The sequence below is a fragment of the Nocardia mexicana NBRC 108244 genome, from assembly GCF_001613165.1.
Lineage (GTDB): Bacteria > Actinomycetota > Actinomycetes > Mycobacteriales > Mycobacteriaceae > Nocardia > Nocardia mexicana.
On sequence record NZ_BDBV01000133.1, the window covers coordinates 1 to 18,223 of the forward strand.

Consider the following 18,223-nt stretch of genomic DNA (forward strand, 5'->3'; position numbering starts at 1 on the left):
CCAACGAATCCTCGATCACCGCTCGCGTGCCGGCGTCGCCGATCGCCGGGAGGTGCGCGCGGTAGAAGACGTTCTGCAGCGATCCCAGCACAGCGATACCGAGAGCGGCCCCCAGTTCATAGGCCGTTTCGGCGACCGACGATGCGGCACCGGCACGATTCGGCGGTGCCGCAGACACGATCGCATCGGTATTGAGCGCCATCGACAACCCGGTGCCGAACCCGATGACCGCGAACGCGACGACGATCCACACCAGATGAGCCGCCCCCTCGGCAACGGCGAGCACGACCAGCCCGATCGCGGCCAGAGCGAGCCCCGCACCGATCGCACGCCCGCGCCCCAACCAGGCCACCGCCGCTCCCGCCAGGGCGATCACGATCACCGAGGCCACCGACGCCGAGAGTTCGACCAGACCCGCCCCCAAAGGACTGAGGCCACGGACGAGCTGCAGATACTGGGAGAAGAAGAACAGCAACCCGACGAACCCGAAGATCGTCACCGTATCCGCGACAACCGCCCCGCTGAACGCAGGCCTGCGGAACAGCGCCACATCGATCAACGGCGTCGTCACGCGCCTCTGCCGCACGATGAACCACCAGCCCGCGGCGACGCCCACGACGATCCCGCCCACGACGGTCACATCGAAGCCCTCGGCGACGAGATGCTTGACCGCGTAGACGATGGGCACGATCGCGACGAACGACAGCACCGCGGACAGTACATCGATCCTGCCCTTGCCCGGATCGCGCGACTCGGGAAGCAGCGCCGTGCCACCGATAACGACAATGAGCATGATCGGCACGTTGATGAGGAAAACGCTCCCCCAGTGGAAATGTTGCAGAAGCATTCCGCCGACGACCGGCCCGATCGCCGCCCCCGCGGTCGCACCGGCAGCCCAGACAGCCACGGCACGAGTCCGCTCACGCGCATCCGGGAACAGATCACGCACGATCGCAAGAGTCGACGGCATGATCGTCGCCCCGCTGATCCCCAGCACCGTACGCGCCACGATGAGCAGCTCCGGGGTCGGCGCGAATGCCGCAGCCAGGGAAGAGAGGCCGAACCCGATCGAACCGATCATCAACAGCCGCTTGCGCCCGAGCCGATCGGCCAGGTTCCCCATCACCACGAGCAGCCCAGCCAGAGCGAACGCATAGATGTCACCGATCCACAGGATCTGCGTCGACGACGGTTCGAGGTCAGCGGTCAGCGCGGGAATCGCCAGCGCAAGCACTGTGCCGTCAATCGCGAGCAGCAGCACCGCAAGCGTGAGTATCCCGAGCCCTGCCCACCGGCGCGACGAGCTGGGACCAGTGACATGAGAGGTCGCCATACCTCCACCCTACAGACCAAATGGTCGGCTAGGCAAGCTCAATGGTTTCTTAATGAAGTGACTGCCGCGATGCTCCCCGAGTTGGTTGACCCCACCGAACAGGCGACGACATGGATATCGGTACCTGGTGATCGACGCTCGAGACGCCCGCTGCGCAATGGGGCTGGACCTCGGGGCAGGGCCTGAAGAGGTCCCGAGTCGTCGCGAGGCTGTAGCGACCCGGTGCTCGCGGTTGCCGCATTCAGGGCCGAGGGCGAGTAAGCATGAGCCCGATGGTGCCGATCTCGCTGCTTTGTTCGACGAGGATTTCGCGGGCGAGCCTGGTTACCGGCCCATCGGATAGTTGCTGCTGAGCGGCCTGTGCCATCAGAATGCCACCGTAGTGGTGCCGTTGCATCAGGTTCAGGAACACGGCCTCGGGATCGGGCGCCGTGCCGATAGCGTCGAGTTCGGCGAAAGTGGCCATGCCGGGCATGGTCGCGGCATGGCTCATCTGCTCGCCGGTGTCGGAATGCTGGTGGTCCCGGCGCATCCAGGCCATCGGGGCGGGATTGGTGGTGGTCCGGTCGGCGAGAGTGAGCCAGCCGGTCATGGTGCCGATCTCGTGGCGTTGGGTCTGGTCTATCCGGAGGGCCAACGTGCGCACGACGGGGTCGGTGTCGGCGGGTAGGCGGGAGACCATGAGCACGGCTTGCTGATGGTGAGTGGTCATGTCTTGCAGAAATCCGATATCGGCCGCGGTGAACGGCGACCCGGCGGTGGGATCGGCGATGAGCAGCGGGCGCCCGGCAGCGCCGAGTACCAGCAGTAACGAGATAGCGCAGCCGGCCGCAGCAACAGCGGCGGGGTTCAGCCGGCGGCCGGTCATGAGCCGGAGGTGGAGAGCTGATCGGCGGGCGGGGTGTAGACAGCGGGGTCGAGTTGCAGGGTCATGAACGTGTTGTCGGCGCAGGTGGCCCACAGCTGGTTGCCGTGCCAGTTGGGTGCGGACAAGCACCAATCGCTGGACAGGTCGCCGAGGCCGATCATGCCGCTGCGCGGTCCCAGGGCCTGGGCCGGGTCGAAGACGTCGGCATCGAGGGCCTGTATGACGGCCGGTGCCTGCAGGATCGGCAGACCGATGATCGAGGCCAAGGCGTGCGGCGAGTTCCATAGTTCGCTGTTGCGGCCGGTGCGAGCAGGGGGGTTGTAGTAGGCGACTTCGCGGACGTTCATCGGATCGCGGACGTCGAAGACGCGGATGCCGGAGGAGACCCAGCCGCACGCCAGGGCGGTGGGGTCGGCGGGGCGGTCGGCGGTGCAGTAATGAGCGTCGTAGCCGAAGACCGAGCCGCCCATGCTGGAAGCGAGGCCGCTGTCCTGGTTCTCGGGCACGTTGATCGCCAATTTGATGGTGTTGACGATGGCCGGGTTGGTGTCGTCGGCGATATCGATGACTTTGACCCCTCCTGAGCCTGCTTCATCGACGGTGAACAGGTAGCGGCGGCCTTTGTAGGTGACCGGAATGTTGTGCTGGGTAGCCCAGCCGTCGCTCCAAGTGAGCCGGGACAGTATCGGCGCCTGTGGATTTGGCTCGCGGCGTTGTACCGCGCTGCTGTCGAGGATGGTCAGCCCCCCGTCGTTGTCGGCGAGATAGAGGCGGTTGCCGTCTTCGCTCACCCCCAGGCCGTGCATGGCTTTGCCCGGGGTCCCCTGCCACACCACGCGCGGCCGGGTGGGATCGGCGAGGTCGACGGCACTGACCAAGCCTCCGACGACGCCGGAGGACCAGTAGGTGTTGCCGTCGGGGCTGAACCCGCCTTCGTGGGCGGTGATCGGCAGCGGCTGGGCGGAGTCGGTTCCAGGGCCGGGGTTGAGCAGCCGCGGGTGAGCGCAGTCGGTGAGGTCGTAGACCGCGAGCAGCCCTGAGCCGGTCAAAGCGGGCACTCCTGCTCCGATCAGCAGTTTGCGGGTGATGTTGACCTTCAACGATTCCCAGGTCCCCGCGAGCATCGCCGGAGCGGTGAGCGTGTCGGTCAGTATCGGGTTCGCCGGGTCGGAGACGTCGAGGACTTGGACGCCCTGGGCAGGCCCGAGCAGGTTGCCGGGGAAGAAGCTGCCGATGTAGACGCAGTGCTCGAAGGTGGCAGAGGTGATCCCGCCGCCCCGCCCGGCGTAACCACCGATCTTGGTGATATTGCAGCTGTAGCCTCGGGCGCTGCGCCCGGAAGCACGATCCGCTGCCGAGACGTCGCCCTGCAATCCGGACTCGGGCATCGAGTCCGTCCCGCAGGGCGCCTGCGTGACTGCCGCATCGGCGATGTCGAATACGTGCTCGACGGCACTGATTTGCGGCTGCGCCGTAACCGAGCCGGCCATCAGGGCAGCGGTGGCAATGGCCGCCAACGCGATTGCCGGTCGTCGATGAAGTCTGATGAGAGCCATAGCCATGCCCTCCCCGCTGAGGGCGCCTTTCTTTCAAGAGCTTGCCGGCCGAACGTGTTGGGGGCCGGACGTTCTCGCCGGTCTGCGAATCGTCCGGACGATACAACCGGACTAAATACTCCGGTTGTATCGTAGTGTGCGTGAAGTCACCCTCCCGCGTCAACAGGGGCCCGGCAGCCGCGGCCGGTAACCGGGCCGCCATCCTGCGCGCTGCGCGAGAGGTGTTCTTGCACAACGATCCTCACGTACCGTTGGCGCGAATCTCCGATGCGGCCGGCGTCGGCCCCGCGGTGCTCTATCGGCATTTTCCCGATCGAGAGAGCCTGGCCCGGGCGATGTTCGCGGAAGATGTCGAGCGCCTGGAAGCGGTCGCGGCGCGGCCCGGAACGACGCTGGAAGCCTTGCTGGACACCGTGATCGAGCAGACAGTGCACAGCGCGGGGTTGCTGGCAACGCTGCCGCCGGAGAGCCCCGGACTCGCAGCCACCCACGAGCGGGTGCGCGAAATAATCGCCGCTAAACTCGCTACCGGCGACCGAGGCGGTTTCGCCGCTACCATCACCGCCGAGCAACTCATGCTGGCGGTATCTCTGCTCGCCGGGCTGCTCACCAAGACTCCGCAGCAGCGACGCAACGACGTCGCCCGCGAAGGCTGGCAGCTACTGCTGCACGGCTTGCGCTGAACTCAGGCATGCGCTCCGTTATGGCGTTGGCGGCCAATGCCATTCGTGTGCACCCCCGCCAACCTCCGCCATACCGCCAGTGGGAAGGACTACCTCGGCGATGGTGCCGGGCGGGACTTCGACGGCCAGATCCAGCCCGGACTGATCGATCCTCCACGTACTCGACGCTCGGCCATAAGGAGTGTCGAGTACAGAGCTCGCCCAAGTGAGCTCGCCACCGACGGTGGGGTCGATGCGAATGCGTGCGTAGCCGGGTGCGGCAGGGCGCAAGCCGGCGACGTCCTCGTGCAGCCAAGCCGCGACCGCGCCCAGTGCGTAGTGGTTGTGTGAGCGCCGAGCTTTTCCAGCGGGGTCATAACCCTCCCAGGTCTCCCAGATCGTGGTGGCACCGCGCTGGATCTGCGCGCGCCACGACGGCGCACTGGTCTGGTGCAGGACCCGGTAGGCGATATCGGAGCGACCGTTGCGGCTCAGGGTCGGCAGGAGCATAGCGGTGCTGAGGAACCCGGTGCCGAGATGACCATCGGCGGCTTCGATCAGCTCGACCAGGCGGGCGACGGCCGCCGCACGACGATCGGGAGGCAACAGCTCGAAGGCCAGCGCGCGCACATAGTCGTCTTGGTTGTCATCGCCGATGCGTGCTCCCTCGACGCGTACGAAGGCAGCGTTCCAGGCGTCCCGGATCCGGTCGGCGAGCAGGGTGTAGCGCTCGGCATCCCCGGCTTCGCCCAACACGTCGGCGATGCGGCTCAGCAATCGGGTCGAATGCGCCAGATAGGCCGTCGCCACTGCCGGCCGCGGTGCGAAGACCGCATCGCGCAGCTGCGCGGTCAGTGCTTCGCCGGGGCGCAACCACTCACCGAAATGAAAGCCCGAATCGAGGATGAACTGCTCCTGTGCCCCGACGCCGCAGCGCAGCCGCCGTGCGAGCCCACGGCGGGTCGCCGCCCGCCGGGTGAGGTGATCCACCCATGCCTGCGCGGAGATGTACTGCCGACCCAAGATGTCCTCGTCGCCGTAGTACCAGTAGAGGGTCCACGGCAGTATCACCGATGCGTCTCCCCACCCTGTCGAGCTGCTCAGCACCCGAAAGAGTCGCTCGGGCAGCCCGATCCGGTCCGGGGCCGATTCGCTGGGGATCACCACCGGCACCCGTCCGTCCGGCAATTGTTCGGCGGCCAGATTGCCCAGATAGCGCCGCAGATATGGCCTTACTCCGGCCAAGATGGCAGCGGTGGAGGCAAAAACTTGGATATCTCCCGTCCAACCGGAGCGTTCCCGGGTGGGACAGTCGCTGGGCGTGTCGGTGAAGTTCGAGAGCATCGACCACTCCACGTTGGCGTGCAGGCGTTCCAGCACCGGATTCGAGCAGCTGAACCGCCCCGTCTCGGTCAGAGCGGTGCTCAACACGATGCCTTCGACGTCGGCGGCGCACAACTCCCCGGACAGGCCCTCGACGGCGAGGTATCGAAACCCGTGAATGGTGAACGCGGGCCGGTACCGAACCGGCGCGCCGGCCAGGATTATCTCGTCGCGCTGGAACCATCTAGCGGGGTCTCGATCGCCGAGGTAGGTGGTATCGAGTTCGCCCGCGGGAGTGAGTACTTCGCTGTAAGACAGCACGATCCGATCTCCAGCGGCACCATTCAGCAGGATGGAGACCACTCCGGAGAAGTTTTGCCCGAAATCGACCAGCACGACCCCGGCCCGGGTTCGCGACACCGTCGCAGGCAACCGGGCGACCTCGGTGACTCGCTCGACCTCCTCGGCGATCAACCGCCGCCGATGCGGCGCGAGCACCCGCGCCACCGCACCGCCTGGCAGCGCATCGGCTGGAGGCGCACACAGCGGGTCGGGGATCCGCAAATCGACTCGCTCACCGTGTTTGGGATCCGACCATCGGATCGGGCCCCGGGCTGTCGTCCAGGACTCGTCGGTGCCGATGGTGATTTGCTGCCCATCGGCGAGCTCGATATCCAGGTGCGCGATCGCGGCCAACTGGTCCCCGTAACGGGCTGGGCGGCTCAGGCCGCCGAGTTTGCCCCGAAAGCGCCCTTCGGACACCACGATTCCCACCACGTTGGCACCGGGACGCAGTGCGGCGGTGGCGTCGTAGGTCTGGTATTCCACGTAGTCCTGGAACGGGGTCCAACGTGGCACCAACGCCGGTGCCGTCAAATCCAGGCCGTTGATCACCAGCCGATACCAGCCGAGCGCACTGGCGTAGGCACGTGCCCGTACCACTCGGCCCGGCAGGGACAACTCCGTCCGTAGATACAGCGTGGCAGGGGCGGTGACATCGGGTCCGGTAATCCACCGCGCGCACCACTGGGCCGCTCCCATCCCGGTCTCGAACCGCGTGGGGGCCGACCATCCGGTCTCGGTACCGTCGGCCCGCCACACCCGCACCCGCCAGTACATCTGCTGCCGGGCAGGTAACGGGGGACCGGCGTAACGCAGCCCGAACGGGCGCGTGCCGACCACTTTGCCCGAGGTCCAACAGCGCGTACCGGCGGCGAACTCGGCACTCGGGCCGACCTCGACCTCCGCCGCGATCTGCCCTATCGAGCCGGTGACCCGCCACGAGAATTCTGGCCGGAAGTTCCCCAACCCCAGCGGCTCGACCAAATTATCTACACGAAGGTCGGTGACCTGCGGCTCCCACGACATTGGACTCCTCGACACGACAGCTGAGTATGTGGGCGCTAGGTCGGCGGCGACGCGAACAATTCGTCGAGGTCGATGAGCATCCGTACCACTCTCGCGGCCTCGGACTCGCCGAACCGCAGCCCGAGCAAATCATCGACGGTGCGCGCCGTGCGCTCCTCGATGGTGCGCAACAGCGTCTGTGATGGTGTCACCAACGTGCGACGGCGATCCGCCGGATCCGCTTCCGTGCACAGCAGCCCGCGCGAGGTTAGCCGCGCCACCGTCGTAGAGACCTGGCTCTGCACCAGCCCGGTCCGTTCGGTCACCAGCCGCACCGAACTTCCCGGATGTGCGAGCACATCATCGAGCACCGTCAGCTCAGCCGGAGAGGACGGCGGGTCCCCCGCGTTGACCGCGGCCTCCCGAGCCAGGTCGGTGAGCCGCAGGATCACCCGGTGCAACTGCCGTACATCCACGACCGAAATATATCTCTCTCAGATGCATCTCGTCTAGATGTATCTGGTGCAGATCTATTCTGCCGACCTTCCGTCGCGGGGTGGGCGGTGCCGGGCGGGCGGACCGAGCGGCCTTGCGCCCGCAACATGGATATGACATTCTCGTGAACCGAAAATCGGTTCTCTTGATGGAGAGTCGTGATCTCTGATCGGTCAGCGAGTGCGCCGCGGTTGCTGAGCGGTGACTGTGGCATGAGATATGCCGACGAATCGACAGGCTTCGCACCGGCGGCGGCGCGCCCCGACATGGCAGCGCAGCACCTCCGAGGAAGGTAAGGAAAAATGGCATGGGACTTCGAAACGGATTCCGATTACCAGACGAAACTGGACTGGGCAGACGAATTCGTCCGCACCGAAGTCGAGCCGCTGGATCTGGTCTGGCCGCACGAGCAATTCGTGCCACTGGCCGGCAAACGGCGCGCGGCGATCGCGCCTCTGAAGGACCGGGTGCGAGAGCAAGGACTCTGGGCCACCCACCTGAGGGCCGACCTGGGGGGCCAAGGTCACGGGCAGGTGAAACTGGCGCTGCTGAATGAGATCTTGGGCCGCTGCTCGTGGGCGCCGATCGTATTCGGGTGTCAGGCACCCGACACCGGAAACGCCGAGATCCTCGCCCATTACGGCACTCCCGAGCAGAAACAACGCTACTTGCGCCCGCTGCTCGACGGGGAACTGTTTTCCTGTTACTCGATGACCGAGCCGCAGGCCGGCGCCGACCCGCGGCAATTCACCACCACCGCGGTACGCGACGGTGACGACTGGGTCATCACCGGCTGGAAATACTTCTCCTCCAACGCCCGAACGGCCGCCTTCCTCATTGTCATGGCGGTCACCGACGCGCAAGCCGACGCTTACCAGGGAATGTCGATGTTCTTGGTGCCGACCGACACGCCCGGCATCGAGATCGTGCGCGATGTGCGGCTCTACGGCGAGCCGGAGGCCATGGGCCAGCACGCGCTTATCCGCTACCACGGTGTACGGGTGCCTGATTCGGCCCTGCTCGGTGGAGAGGGGCAGGCGTTCGTCATTGCCCAGACCCGGCTCGGCGGTGGGCGAGTCCACCATGCGATGCGCACCATCGGCCTGGCACAAAAGGCGCTCGACATGCTGTGCGAGCGGGCGCTGAGCCGCGAAACCGCCGGAGACCGCTTGTCCGCCAAGCAATTCGTGCAGGGCTTCATCGCGGATTCGTGGGTGCAGCTCCAGCAATTTCGGCTGCTTGTGCTGCATACCGCCTGGAAGATCGACAAGTACAACGACTACAAGAAAGTCCGTAAGGACATCGCCGCGGTCAAGACCGCGATGCCTACCGTGCTGCACGACATCGCGTGGCGCTCCATGCAGGTCCACGGCGCGCTCGGCGTCACCGATGAGGTCCCCCTTATGAAGATGATCTCCGGCGCGGCTGTGATGGGACTGGCCGACGGGCCCACCGAAGTCCACAAAACCACGGTGGCCCGACAGGTACTGCGCGACTATCAGCCGGTCGAGGGCATGTGGCCGAGCGAATGGATTCCCGGCAAGCGTGCGGCCGCACGCGAGCAGTACGCAGCGTTTCTCGACCGTACGGAGGCCAACTGATGTCCGATGACACCGTCAGCGCTCGCTTCGACCTCCCTCGGCTGGCCGCCTGGATGGACGAGGTCGGACTGCCCGGCGGCGGCGCGCCGCTGGCGGCCGTGCAAATTTCCGGTGGCGCACAGAACGAAATCTACGAGATCCGCCGAGGTGAACACCGCAGCGTATTGCGTATCCCCCCTGCCGCTGCGCCTTCCGAGCGGGACAAGGGCATCCTCCGGGAATGGCGGATCACCGCTGCTCTTCGCGGCACCGACGTTCCGCACGCGCCCGGCATCGCTGTCTGTGCCGATCCGCAGGTTCTCGGGCGCGCCTTCTATCTCATGGGCTATGTCGACGGCTGGTCACCGATGCAGCACCAGAAGGCATGGCCGGAGCCCTTCGCCACCGACGCGCAAGCCAGAGCCGAACTCGCCTACCAACTGGCCGAAGGAATCGCGCTGCTGTCCCGAGTTGACTGGCGGGCACAGGGGCTGGGCGACCTCGGCCGGCCAGAGGGCTTTCACGAACGGCAGGTCCAGCGGTGGACCAGCATGTTCGAACGCAGCCGCGGCCGCGACATCGAAGGGATGGATACCGCGACCGCTTGGCTGAGCGCGCACCGTCCTCTCGACTTCGTTCCTGGAATCATGCACGGGGACTATCAATGGGCCAACGTCATGTATCGCCACGGGGGTCCGGCGCGGCTGGCAGCAATTGTCGATTGGGAGATGGGCACGATCGGTGATCCGAAACTCGACCTGGCGTGGGCGCTGACGGACTGGCCGCAGAGCTACGTCGACATGCGTGACATGCCGCCGCGCGAGCAGATGGTAGCTCGCTTCGCCGAGATCTCCGGGCGCCAGGTCGACGACTTGGACTACTACCTGATCCTGGCGCGATGGAAGCTGGCAATCGTACTCGAGCAGGGCTACCAGCGCGCTGGTGACAACCCGAAACTCCAGGCGTTCGGCCCGCTGGTGCCCCGGCTGATGCGTGGGGCAGCCGAGCTCGCGGAGAGCACCGACTACCGGAGTTGAAGGAAATGCCCGCGGACTGTTGACCGCTTCCTGTTCTGGTACGTACAGTCAAATCTTGGCCGATTGAAACGTTTCAATCCATGAGAGGCGCTCATATTGGTTCATCCCCAGAGTGCTGCGCGTGCTGGCGACGACACGGTCATGGGTAACCTCGAGATCGAGCTTCCCTCCTGGGCATTCGGCAACTCCGGCACCCGATTCAAGGTCTTCGGCACGCCCGGCACACCCCGCACAGTGCAGGAGAAGATCGCCGACGCCGCGACCGTGCATCAGTTCACGGGGTTGGCACCGTCTGTGGCACTGCACATTCCGTGGGACGAGGTGCCCGACTACCGAGCACTCCGGGTGTATGCCGAGGACCTGGGGGTGCGGGTGGGCACGATCAACTCCAACACCTTTCAGGACGACAGCTACAAATTCGGCAGCCTCACCCACCTCGACAAAAAAGTAAGGCGCACAGCGATAGACCATCATCTCGCCTGCATCGAGGTGATGAACGCCACCGGGTCCGCGGACCTGAAGATCTGGCTCGCGGACGGTACCAATTACCCGGGGCAGGGTGATATCCGCGACCGCCAAGAACGGCTGGCGGAGTCTTTGGCAAGCATCTATGAGCACATCGGAGACCAGCAGCGAATGGTGCTGGAGTACAAGTTCTTCGAGCCGGCCACCTACATGACCGACGTCCCGGACTGGGGCACCGCCTACACGCATGTGGCCGCCCTCGGTGAGCGCGCCGTGGTCTGTCTCGATACCGGCCATCACGCACCGGGCACCAACATCGAATTCATCGTGGCCCAGCTGCTTCGCCTGCAGAAGCTCGGCTCGTTCGACTTCAACTCCCGCTTCTACGCCGACGACGATCTCATCGTCGGGGCGGCCGACCCATTCCAGTTGTTCCGGATCATGGTCGAGGTGATCCGCGGCGGCGGCCTCGATGACGACTCAGGTGTCGCTCTGATGCTCGACCAATGCCATAACGTCGAGGCGAAGATCCCCGGTCAGATCCGTTCGGTTCTCAACGTGCAGGAGATGACTGCGCGCGCGGCCTTGCTCGATAGCGAGGCGCTGGCCGAAGCGCAGCGTGCCGGTGACGTCCTCGGCGCCCACGACGTGTTCATGGATGCCTTCTACACCGACGTGCGACCCCGACTGGCACAGTGGCGCGCCGAGCGCGGCTTGCCCGAAGACCCGATGGCCGCGTTCGCTCGGTCCGGATATCAGCAACGAATCGAAGCGGAACGACTCGAGGGAACTCAATCCGGATGGGGCGCATGAGTCCTGCAACCACTCGCACGAGCCGGACCCAGATACCAGGAGCTTTCGAGCATGATCCATCCGACGATCGCGCAGTTGATCGGCCGTTCCAATCGACTCGGATCAAATCCCAAATACACCAATTACGCCGGCGGCAACACCTCGGCCAAAGGCACCGACACCGACCCGGTCACCGGTGAGCCGGTGGAACTCATGTGGGTCAAAGGCTCTGGTGGCGACCTGGGCACACTGACCGCACAGGGCCTGGCAGTGCTGCGCCTGGACCGGCTGCATGCGCTGACCACGGTCTACCCGGGGCCCGAGCGCGAAGACGAAATGGTCGCCGCACTGGAGTACACCTTGCACGGACGCGGTGGCGCGACACCGTCGATTGATACCGCGATGCACGGACTGATCGAGGCTGCGCACGTCGATCATCTGCATCCCGATTCCGGAATCGCCTTGGCTACAGCAGCGGAGGGAGCCGAGCTCACCACTACGATGTTCGGCGATCGAGTGATCTGGATACCGTGGCGCCGCCCGGGTTTTCAACTAGGACTCGATATCGCCGAAATCAGGACACAGAATCCACAGGCGATCGGAACAATCCTGGGTGGCCACGGCATCACGGCCTGGGGCGCCACTTCCGAGGAGGCCGAAGCCAATTCGCTCACGATCATCGAGACAGTCCAGCGGTTCATCGAAAGTCACGGCCGCCCCGCACCCTTCGGCAATCCGCTGCCGGGCTACGCCTCGTTACCGCGCTGCGAGCGACACGACAAAGCGGCCGCGCTCGCCCCATTGCTACGTAGGTTGGCCTCCACGGATCGGGCTCAGGTCGGTCATTTCACAGATGATCCAGCGGTCCTGGAATTCCTCGCTCATGACCAGCACCCGCGGCTAGCGGAGTTGGGCACCAGCTGCCCGGACCATTTCCTGCGCACGAAGATCAAGCCATTGGTACTCGACTTGCCTGCCAACTCGACCATCGAGGAATGTCGGGCGCGGCTGGCGGAGTTGCACGCGGCCTACCGCGCCGAATATCGCGCCTATTATCAGCGCCACGCCACCGAAGACTCGCCCGCGATGCGCGGCGCCGATCCGGCGATCGTGTTGATCCCCGGCGTAGGCATGTTCAGCTATGGCAAAGACAAGCAGACCGCTCGCGTGGCGGGCGAATTCTACTTGAACGCAATCAATGTGATGCGTGGCGCCGAAGCCATCTCCCGGTATCAGCCCATCGACGAGGCCGAGAAATTCCGGATCGAGTACTGGGCGCTCGAGGAGGCCAAGCTGGCTCGGATGCCCGAGCCAGAACCCCTTGCCACCCGAATCGCCCTGGTCACGGGGGCGGCGTCTGGGATCGGGAAGGCGATCGCGCGCCGCCTGGCCACCGAAGGCGCCTGCGTGGTGGTCGCCGACCTCGACGGCGCCAAGGCCCGCGCGGTCGCCGCGGAGATCGGATCCGCTGACGTCGCCATCGGTATCAGCATCGACGTCACCGACGAGAAACAGGTACAGGCCGCCGTCGACTCGTGCGTACTCGCCTTCGGTGGCATCGATATCGTGGTCAACAACGCTGGCCTGTCCCTGTCGAAATCGCTGTGTGATACCACTGTCGAGGATTGGGATCTGCAGCACGACGTGATGGCGCGCGGCTCGTTCCTGGTCTCCAAGGCTGCGGCGAAAGCACTGATCGACCAGCGTCTCGGTGGCGACATCATCTACATCGCGTCGAAGAATTCCGTAGCGGCCGGCCCGGACAATATCGCCTACGCGGCGGCCAAAGCCGATCAGGCACATCAGGTTCGGCTGCTGGCCGCCGAACTCGGCGAGCACGGAATCAAGGTCAATGGCATCAACCCCGATGGCGTCGTCCGTGGGTCCGGCATCTTCGCCAGCGGCTGGGGGGCACAGCGCGCGGCGGTCTACGGAGTCGAGGAGTCCGAACTGGGCACCTTCTATGCCCAACGCACCCTGCTCAAGCGTGAAGTCCTACCTGAGCACATCGCCAACGCTGTCTTCGCGCTGTGCACCACCGATTTCTCTCGCACCACCGGTCTGCACGTGCCCGTCGACGCGGGTGTAGTCGCGGCGTTTCTGCGATGAACAGCTCGCATACCGGGCAGTTTGCGGCAGTGGACCTGGGCGCAACCAGTGGACGGGTCATCCTCGGGTCCGTCGCGCAGAGTCGGCTCGAGATTCAACAGGTAGCCCGATTCCCCAACGATCCGGTCGAGATCTGGAACGGGCGCCGGGCGAGCTTGCATTGGAATATCGCGAGCCTGTACGCCCAGGTTCGTATCGGACTTCTAGCGGCCGGCAGGCAGGCACCGGATCTGCTGGGAGTAGCAATCGATTCCTGGGCGGTCGACTACGGTCTGTTGCGTGGCGGCCGCCTACTCGGGTTGCCGCACCACTATCGCGACACCCGCACCGCCTCCGGAGTCGCCGCGGTCCACGATTCGATCTCACCGTCGGAGTTGTACGCGCGCAACGGATTGCAGTTCCTGTCGTTTACCACCATCTACCAGCTGGCGGCCGATCAGCTCGACGGTAATATCGATGCGGCCGACTGTGCCTTATTGATTCCTGATCTGATCGCCTACTGGCTCAGCGGCGTAATGGCCACCGAGCACACCAATGCCTCCACCACGGGCCTACTCGGCCCGGACGGAAACTGGGACTCTGACCTCCACGCTCGCACGGGAATGCCGCAAAACCTGTTTCCCGACCTGGTGGACCCGGGCGCGATTCTCGGCCCGGTACTTCCCGCTGCGGCACCGCTGGGCCTGGATCGCACAGCACAGGTCAGCACTGTCGCGTCCCACGACACAGCTTCCGCGGTAGTCGCCATCCCGATGCGGCCCGAATCCGCGGCCTACATCTCTTGTGGCACATGGGGTCTGGTAGGTGTCGAGCTGACCGAACCGGTGATCAATGCTGCGAGCTGGGCGGCGAACTTCACCAACGAAGTTGGAGCCGATGGCCGAATCCGTTTCCTGCACAACGTGATGGGGCTGTGGTTACTCAGCGAAACGGTTCGCCGATGGCATGACGGCGACGCGCGCATCGAGCTCGAGCAGCTACTCCAGCAAGCTGCCTCGTGCCCAGCCTCGCCGGCGGTCTTCGACGTCGACGATCCGCGATTCCTTCCGCCCGGGGACATGCCGGCCCGGATTGCGGCGTGGTACAACGAGCGTGAGTTACCCGCACCCGCGAGCCGTGGCGAGATGGTGCGCGCCATCGTGGAAAGCCTCGCGGTCGCCTTCGCCGACGGTGTCCACGCGGCTGCCGCGCTCTCGGGAATCTGCGTGGAAACGGTCCACATCGTGGGGGGCGGTGCTCGCAATCACCTACTCTGCCAGCTGATCGCCGATCACATCGGGCTACCCGTGGTGGCCGGCCCAGCGGAAGCAACGGCGGTCGGCAACATACTCATTCAAGCGCGAACGCACCGGCTACTCCACGGCGATCTGGATGCGTTGCGGGCTGGTATCGCCGGCGTTTCCACGCTGCGTCGCTATATCCCCCGCCATACCCCCACGAAGAAGACCGGCTGATGAAACGGCAAATCCCGAAACTTCACGATCTCGCTCCCCTGCTGCAATTCAAGAAACCGCAGTTCAATCGCACGAAGAGGCGATTGGCCGCGGCTCTGACGATTGAGGACCTGCGCGTGATCGCCAAACGACGGACACCCAGGGCCGTCTTCGACTACACCGATGGTTCCGCCGAAGCGGAACTGTCGATCGCCCGCGCGCGCCAGGCCTTCTCGGACATCGAGTTCCATCCGTCGGTCCTGCGCGATGTGTCTGAAGTCAGCACCAGCCGACAGGTGCTGGGAGGTTTGGTCGCGCAGCCGTTCGGCATCGCGCCTACCGGCTTCACTCGCATGATGCAGACCGAAGGAGAATACGCGGGCGCCCGGGCTGCGTGCCGAGCCGGAATCCCGTTCTCGCTATCCACGATGGGTACAGCGTCCATTGAGGACGTGGCACGAGTTAATCCACACGGCCGCAATTGGTTTCAGCTCTACATGTGGAAAGACCGCGACCGGTCGATGTCGTTGGTGGAGCGCGCGGCCGCCGCCGGCTACGACACACTGTTGGTGACTGTCGACGTCCCAGTCGCCGGTGCGCGTCTGCGCGACAAACGCAACGGCATGTCGATACCGCCCGCGCTGACAGCCGCGACCATCCTCGACGCGTTGCCACGCCCAGCGTGGTGGATCGACTTCCTCACCACCGAACCCCTGGCCTTCGCTTCCTTGGAACGCTGGTCCGGGACGGTCGCCGAGCTGCTCGACGCCATGTTCGACCCCTCGGTAACTCATGCCGACCTGGCGTGGATTCGCGATCAGTGGCCCGGCAAAGTCGTGGTCAAGGGCGTGCAGACGATCGCTGACGCCCGCGAGGTCGTCAAGCTCGGCGTCGACGGTATCGTTTTGTCCAACCATGGTGGCCGACAACTGGATCGGGCGCCCGTCCCGTTCCATCTCCTACCGTCCGTGGCGCGTGAGCTCGGGCGCGACACCGAGATCATGCTGGACACCGGCATCATGTCGGGTGCCGATATCGTCGCTGCGATAGCCCTGGGGGCCCGATTCACTCTGATCGGACGCGCCTACCTCTACGGGTTGATGGCCGGTGGCGAAGCTGGAGTGGACCGTGCCATCGCCATCTTGTCCGAGCAGATAGCCCGCACAATGCGTCTGCTCGGCGTCACCAGCTTGGATGAGCTGACGCCTCGCCACGTCACCCAACTCGCCAGACTCGCCCCGTGCCCTGTGGCTATAGAGGATCGGGGATGATCGAAATCTGTCGATGATCACACAAAGGAGGCAGGAATCGGTGGTAAGCATGAAGGAAGTCGCTGCGTCGGCAGGGGTTTCTGTCGGTACCGTCTCCAATGTTCTGAATGCTCCGGACAAAGTCAGCCCTGCCACCGTGGCTCGCGTATACGCCGCGATCTCGCGGCTGGGCTTCGTCCGAAACGACGCCGCCCGGCAATTGCGCGCAGGGCGTTCATGCTGCGTCGGACTGATCGTCCTCGATATCGGTAACCCGTTCTTCTCTGATATCGCTCGTGCCGCCGAACAGCGCGCCGCCGAGAACGACCTTGTCCTGCTCCTGGGGTCCACCGACGACGATGCCAGCCGGGAGCGCGTCTACCTCGAAACCTTTGAGGAGCAACGCGTCCGCGGGGTATTGATTTCCCCCGCGCGCGATGATCTGAATCAGCTGCGCGCGCTGCGCGACCGCGGCGTACCGGTTGTTCTTGTCGATCGAGCGGGCAGCGGCACACCTTTCTCCTCCGTGGCTGTCGATGACTCAGCGGGAGGACTGCTGGCCGCACAACACCTCTGCCAAAGCGGCCGGCGCCACATCGCTTTCGTCGGCGGACCACTGTCACTTCACCAGATCGCCGACCGGCTCGCCGGTGCCCGGCGCGCCTTACTGGACTACCCGGACGCGACGTTGGAGGTGATCGAAACCTCCGCACCGAGTGTCCTGGCAGGACGTCGAGCCGGCGAACGTCTCGCAGCCACCGCGAACGGACGGCCGGAGGCGATCTTCTGCGCCAACGATCTCTTGGCTATCGGAGTCCTGCAAGCATTGACGTTGCACGGCATTCGAGTGCCGACCGATATCGCGCTGATCGGCTACGACGACATCGCTTTCGCGCAATCCGCCTTGGTTCCGCTGTCCTCGGTCCGGCAACCGAGCGCCCGAATAGGTTCTACCGCCATCGACTTGCTGGTCGCCGTGACAGAGGATCAGTCATTCATCGATCACATCTCGTTCCAGCCCACGCTGGTGCCACGGGCATCGACTGTGTCGGTATGAGTGCGTTCGATGGCGCCAGCCGGTCACTTTCACTCCGCTTGACGGACGTTTTCTGCCCGTCGGAAGCCTCTCCGGCAGCTCAGGTGCGGAAGCTGATGCTATGTGTCGGAACGATCCTCAGGGGACGTGTGTCGGCTGCCAGGAGAAAGGGTTCTGGCGCAGAAACCGTGACACTGCTGGTCGAGGTGTTGCGGTTGGATGCTCGTGCTGGTAGTTGTTCCGGGCGTGCTTTGGTGATCTTGCGCGAAAGTTGGTGCCGCACTTGGATGGTGTCGTCATCGGCGATGTCCGCAATGAGGGTGAGTCGGTGGTCGTGGAGGCTGTAGTTGCCACGCCGATGGCCCATTGCCCTGGGTGCGGAACGGGTTCCGGGCGTGTGCATTCCCGTTACCGGCGCCGGTTGGCCGACGCGGCGACCGCGGGGCGCGCGATGGTGCTGGTACTGGTCGTGCGGAGATTTTCTGCGTGAGCACCGACTGCGCGGCAGGCGGCCGGCGCACACGGGACGTATCGACGAGCTGCGCGAGCGTGCTGATGCCGGCGACGATCACGCGACGCGCCAGCTGTCGTCGATGGCCGAGCCCGATGATGCCGGGCATACCCGAGCGTCGCACCCACGACTACGCCCGCCACGGCACCACGAGCCTGTTCGTCGCGTTCACCCTCGCCGACGGCACCGTGATCGGCGAACTCCACCGACGGCACCGCGCGACCGAGTTCCGCAAGTTCCTGACCAGCATCGACAAGGCCGTGCCCGCCGAGCTGGACGTGCACGTGGTCTGCGACAACTACGCCACCCACAAGACCCCGATGGTCCAGCAATGGCTCGCCGGGCACCCGCGTTTCCACGTGCACTTCACCCCGACCGGATCGTCGTGGCTCAACCAGGTCGAACGCTGGTTCGGGCTCCTCACCC

At 65.1% G+C, this 18,223-nt stretch carries 14 protein-coding genes and 1 pseudogene; 10 read left to right on the forward strand and 5 right to left on the reverse strand.

The genetic code is table 11. The annotated features are described in order from the left end of the window. The 3 genes from NM1_RS38395 to NM1_RS38405 all read right to left on the reverse strand — a co-directional run. Nucleotides 1–1,261 (reverse strand): MFS transporter (locus NM1_RS38395; RefSeq protein ID WP_068032273.1); only part of this gene is annotated, 1,261 nt, incomplete at its 3' end. Nucleotides 1,262–1,574: 313 nt separating this feature from the next. Then, nucleotides 1,575–2,201, reverse strand: coding sequence for a DUF305 domain-containing protein (locus NM1_RS38400; protein WP_068032275.1), 627 nt, complete (start codon nucleotides 2,199–2,201; stop codon nucleotides 1,575–1,577). Further along, entirely contained in the window at nucleotides 2,198–3,763 is a 1,566-nt protein-coding gene (locus tag NM1_RS38405) for an LVIVD repeat-containing protein (protein ID WP_114699798.1), read from the reverse strand. Before NM1_RS38405 ends, NM1_RS38400 begins: the two co-directional genes overlap by 4 nt. 134 nt (nucleotides 3,764–3,897) lie before the next feature. Between NM1_RS38405 and NM1_RS38410 the strand changes: the two genes are divergently transcribed. After that, complete coding sequence (locus tag NM1_RS38410) at nucleotides 3,898–4,440, forward strand: TetR/AcrR family transcriptional regulator (protein WP_068032352.1); 543 nt, start codon at nucleotides 3,898–3,900, stop codon at nucleotides 4,438–4,440. Nucleotides 4,441–4,458: 18 nt separating this feature from the next. Here the strand turns inward: NM1_RS38410 and NM1_RS38415 are convergent, their stop codons facing one another. Next, the gene (locus NM1_RS38415; RefSeq protein ID WP_068032322.1) at nucleotides 4,459–7,110 is read right to left on the reverse strand and encodes an alpha-L-rhamnosidase; all 2,652 of its coding nucleotides are present in this window, start codon (nucleotides 7,108–7,110) and stop codon (nucleotides 4,459–4,461) included. Nucleotides 7,111–7,145: 35 nt separating this feature from the next. Continuing rightward, the gene (locus NM1_RS38420) at nucleotides 7,146–7,565 is read right to left on the reverse strand and encodes a MarR family winged helix-turn-helix transcriptional regulator (protein WP_068032325.1); all 420 of its coding nucleotides are present in this window, start codon (nucleotides 7,563–7,565) and stop codon (nucleotides 7,146–7,148) included. A gap of 321 nt (nucleotides 7,566–7,886) precedes the next feature. Between NM1_RS38420 and NM1_RS38425 the strand changes: the two genes are divergently transcribed. From NM1_RS38425 to NM1_RS38460, 9 genes and pseudogenes are all read left to right on the forward strand, one after another. After that, entirely contained in the window at nucleotides 7,887–9,185 is a 1,299-nt protein-coding gene (locus NM1_RS38425) for an acyl-CoA dehydrogenase family protein (RefSeq protein WP_068032328.1), read from the forward strand. Beyond that, nucleotides 9,185–10,201 carry a phosphotransferase family protein gene (locus NM1_RS38430; RefSeq protein WP_068032331.1) on the forward strand — a complete coding sequence of 339 codons (1,017 nt, stop codon included), beginning with the start codon at nucleotides 9,185–9,187 and terminating at the stop codon, nucleotides 10,199–10,201. The genes NM1_RS38425 and NM1_RS38430 overlap by 1 nt, the downstream gene beginning before the upstream one ends. Nucleotides 10,202–10,342: 141 nt before the next feature. Continuing rightward, nucleotides 10,343–11,479 carry an L-rhamnose isomerase gene (gene rhaI, locus NM1_RS38435; protein WP_068032334.1) on the forward strand — a complete coding sequence of 379 codons (1,137 nt, stop codon included), beginning with the start codon at nucleotides 10,343–10,345 and terminating at the stop codon, nucleotides 11,477–11,479. Between the two features lie 51 nt (nucleotides 11,480–11,530). Continuing rightward, nucleotides 11,531–13,567, forward strand: a complete 2,037-nt coding sequence (locus NM1_RS38440) for a bifunctional rhamnulose-1-phosphate aldolase/short-chain dehydrogenase (RefSeq protein WP_068032337.1) — start codon at nucleotides 11,531–11,533, stop codon at nucleotides 13,565–13,567. After that, nucleotides 13,564–15,021, forward strand: coding sequence for a rhamnulokinase (locus tag NM1_RS38445; protein WP_068032340.1), 1,458 nt, complete (start codon nucleotides 13,564–13,566; stop codon nucleotides 15,019–15,021). The genes NM1_RS38440 and NM1_RS38445 overlap by 4 nt, the downstream gene beginning before the upstream one ends. Further along, on the forward strand, nucleotides 15,021–16,271 hold the full coding sequence (locus NM1_RS38450) for an alpha-hydroxy acid oxidase (protein ID WP_174556955.1): 1,251 nt from the start codon (nucleotides 15,021–15,023) through the stop codon (nucleotides 16,269–16,271). The genes NM1_RS38445 and NM1_RS38450 overlap by 1 nt, the downstream gene beginning before the upstream one ends. 49 nt (nucleotides 16,272–16,320) lie before the next feature. Next, nucleotides 16,321–17,307, forward strand: a complete 987-nt coding sequence (locus NM1_RS38455; protein ID WP_068032345.1) for a LacI family DNA-binding transcriptional regulator — start codon at nucleotides 16,321–16,323, stop codon at nucleotides 17,305–17,307. 337 nt (nucleotides 17,308–17,644) lie between these two features. Beyond that, nucleotides 17,645–17,776, forward strand: a complete 132-nt coding sequence (locus NM1_RS44380; RefSeq protein ID WP_246011641.1) for a transposase family protein — start codon at nucleotides 17,645–17,647, stop codon at nucleotides 17,774–17,776. Nucleotides 17,777–17,889: 113 nt separating this feature from the next. Further along, a pseudogene (locus tag NM1_RS38460) lies at nucleotides 17,890–18,223 on the forward strand (IS630 family transposase); the annotation flags it as partial.

Bases quoted from the DNA above. Each gene is read 5' to 3' on its own strand.
- NM1_RS38405 (WP_114699798.1), bottom strand. From the start codon at position 3,763: ATGGCTATGGCTCTCATCAGACTTCATCGACGACCGGCAATCGCGTTG.
- NM1_RS44380 (WP_246011641.1), top strand. From the start codon at position 17,645: ATGGCCCATTGCCCTGGGTGCGGAACGGGTTCCGGGCGTGTGCATTCC.
- NM1_RS38400 (WP_068032275.1), bottom strand. From the start codon at position 2,201: ATGACCGGCCGCCGGCTGAACCCCGCCGCTGTTGCTGCGGCCGGCTGC.
- NM1_RS38450 (WP_174556955.1), top strand. From the start codon at position 15,021: ATGAAACGGCAAATCCCGAAACTTCACGATCTCGCTCCCCTGCTGCAA.
- NM1_RS38430 (WP_068032331.1), top strand. From the start codon at position 9,185: ATGTCCGATGACACCGTCAGCGCTCGCTTCGACCTCCCTCGGCTGGCC.
- NM1_RS38440 (WP_068032337.1), top strand. From the start codon at position 11,531: ATGATCCATCCGACGATCGCGCAGTTGATCGGCCGTTCCAATCGACTC.
- NM1_RS38445 (WP_068032340.1), top strand. From the start codon at position 13,564: ATGAACAGCTCGCATACCGGGCAGTTTGCGGCAGTGGACCTGGGCGCA.
- NM1_RS38415 (WP_068032322.1), bottom strand. From the start codon at position 7,110: ATGTCGTGGGAGCCGCAGGTCACCGACCTTCGTGTAGATAATTTGGTC.
- NM1_RS38455 (WP_068032345.1), top strand. From the start codon at position 16,321: ATGAAGGAAGTCGCTGCGTCGGCAGGGGTTTCTGTCGGTACCGTCTCC.
- rhaI (WP_068032334.1), top strand. From the start codon at position 10,343: ATGGGTAACCTCGAGATCGAGCTTCCCTCCTGGGCATTCGGCAACTCC.
- NM1_RS38425 (WP_068032328.1), top strand. From the start codon at position 7,887: ATGGCATGGGACTTCGAAACGGATTCCGATTACCAGACGAAACTGGAC.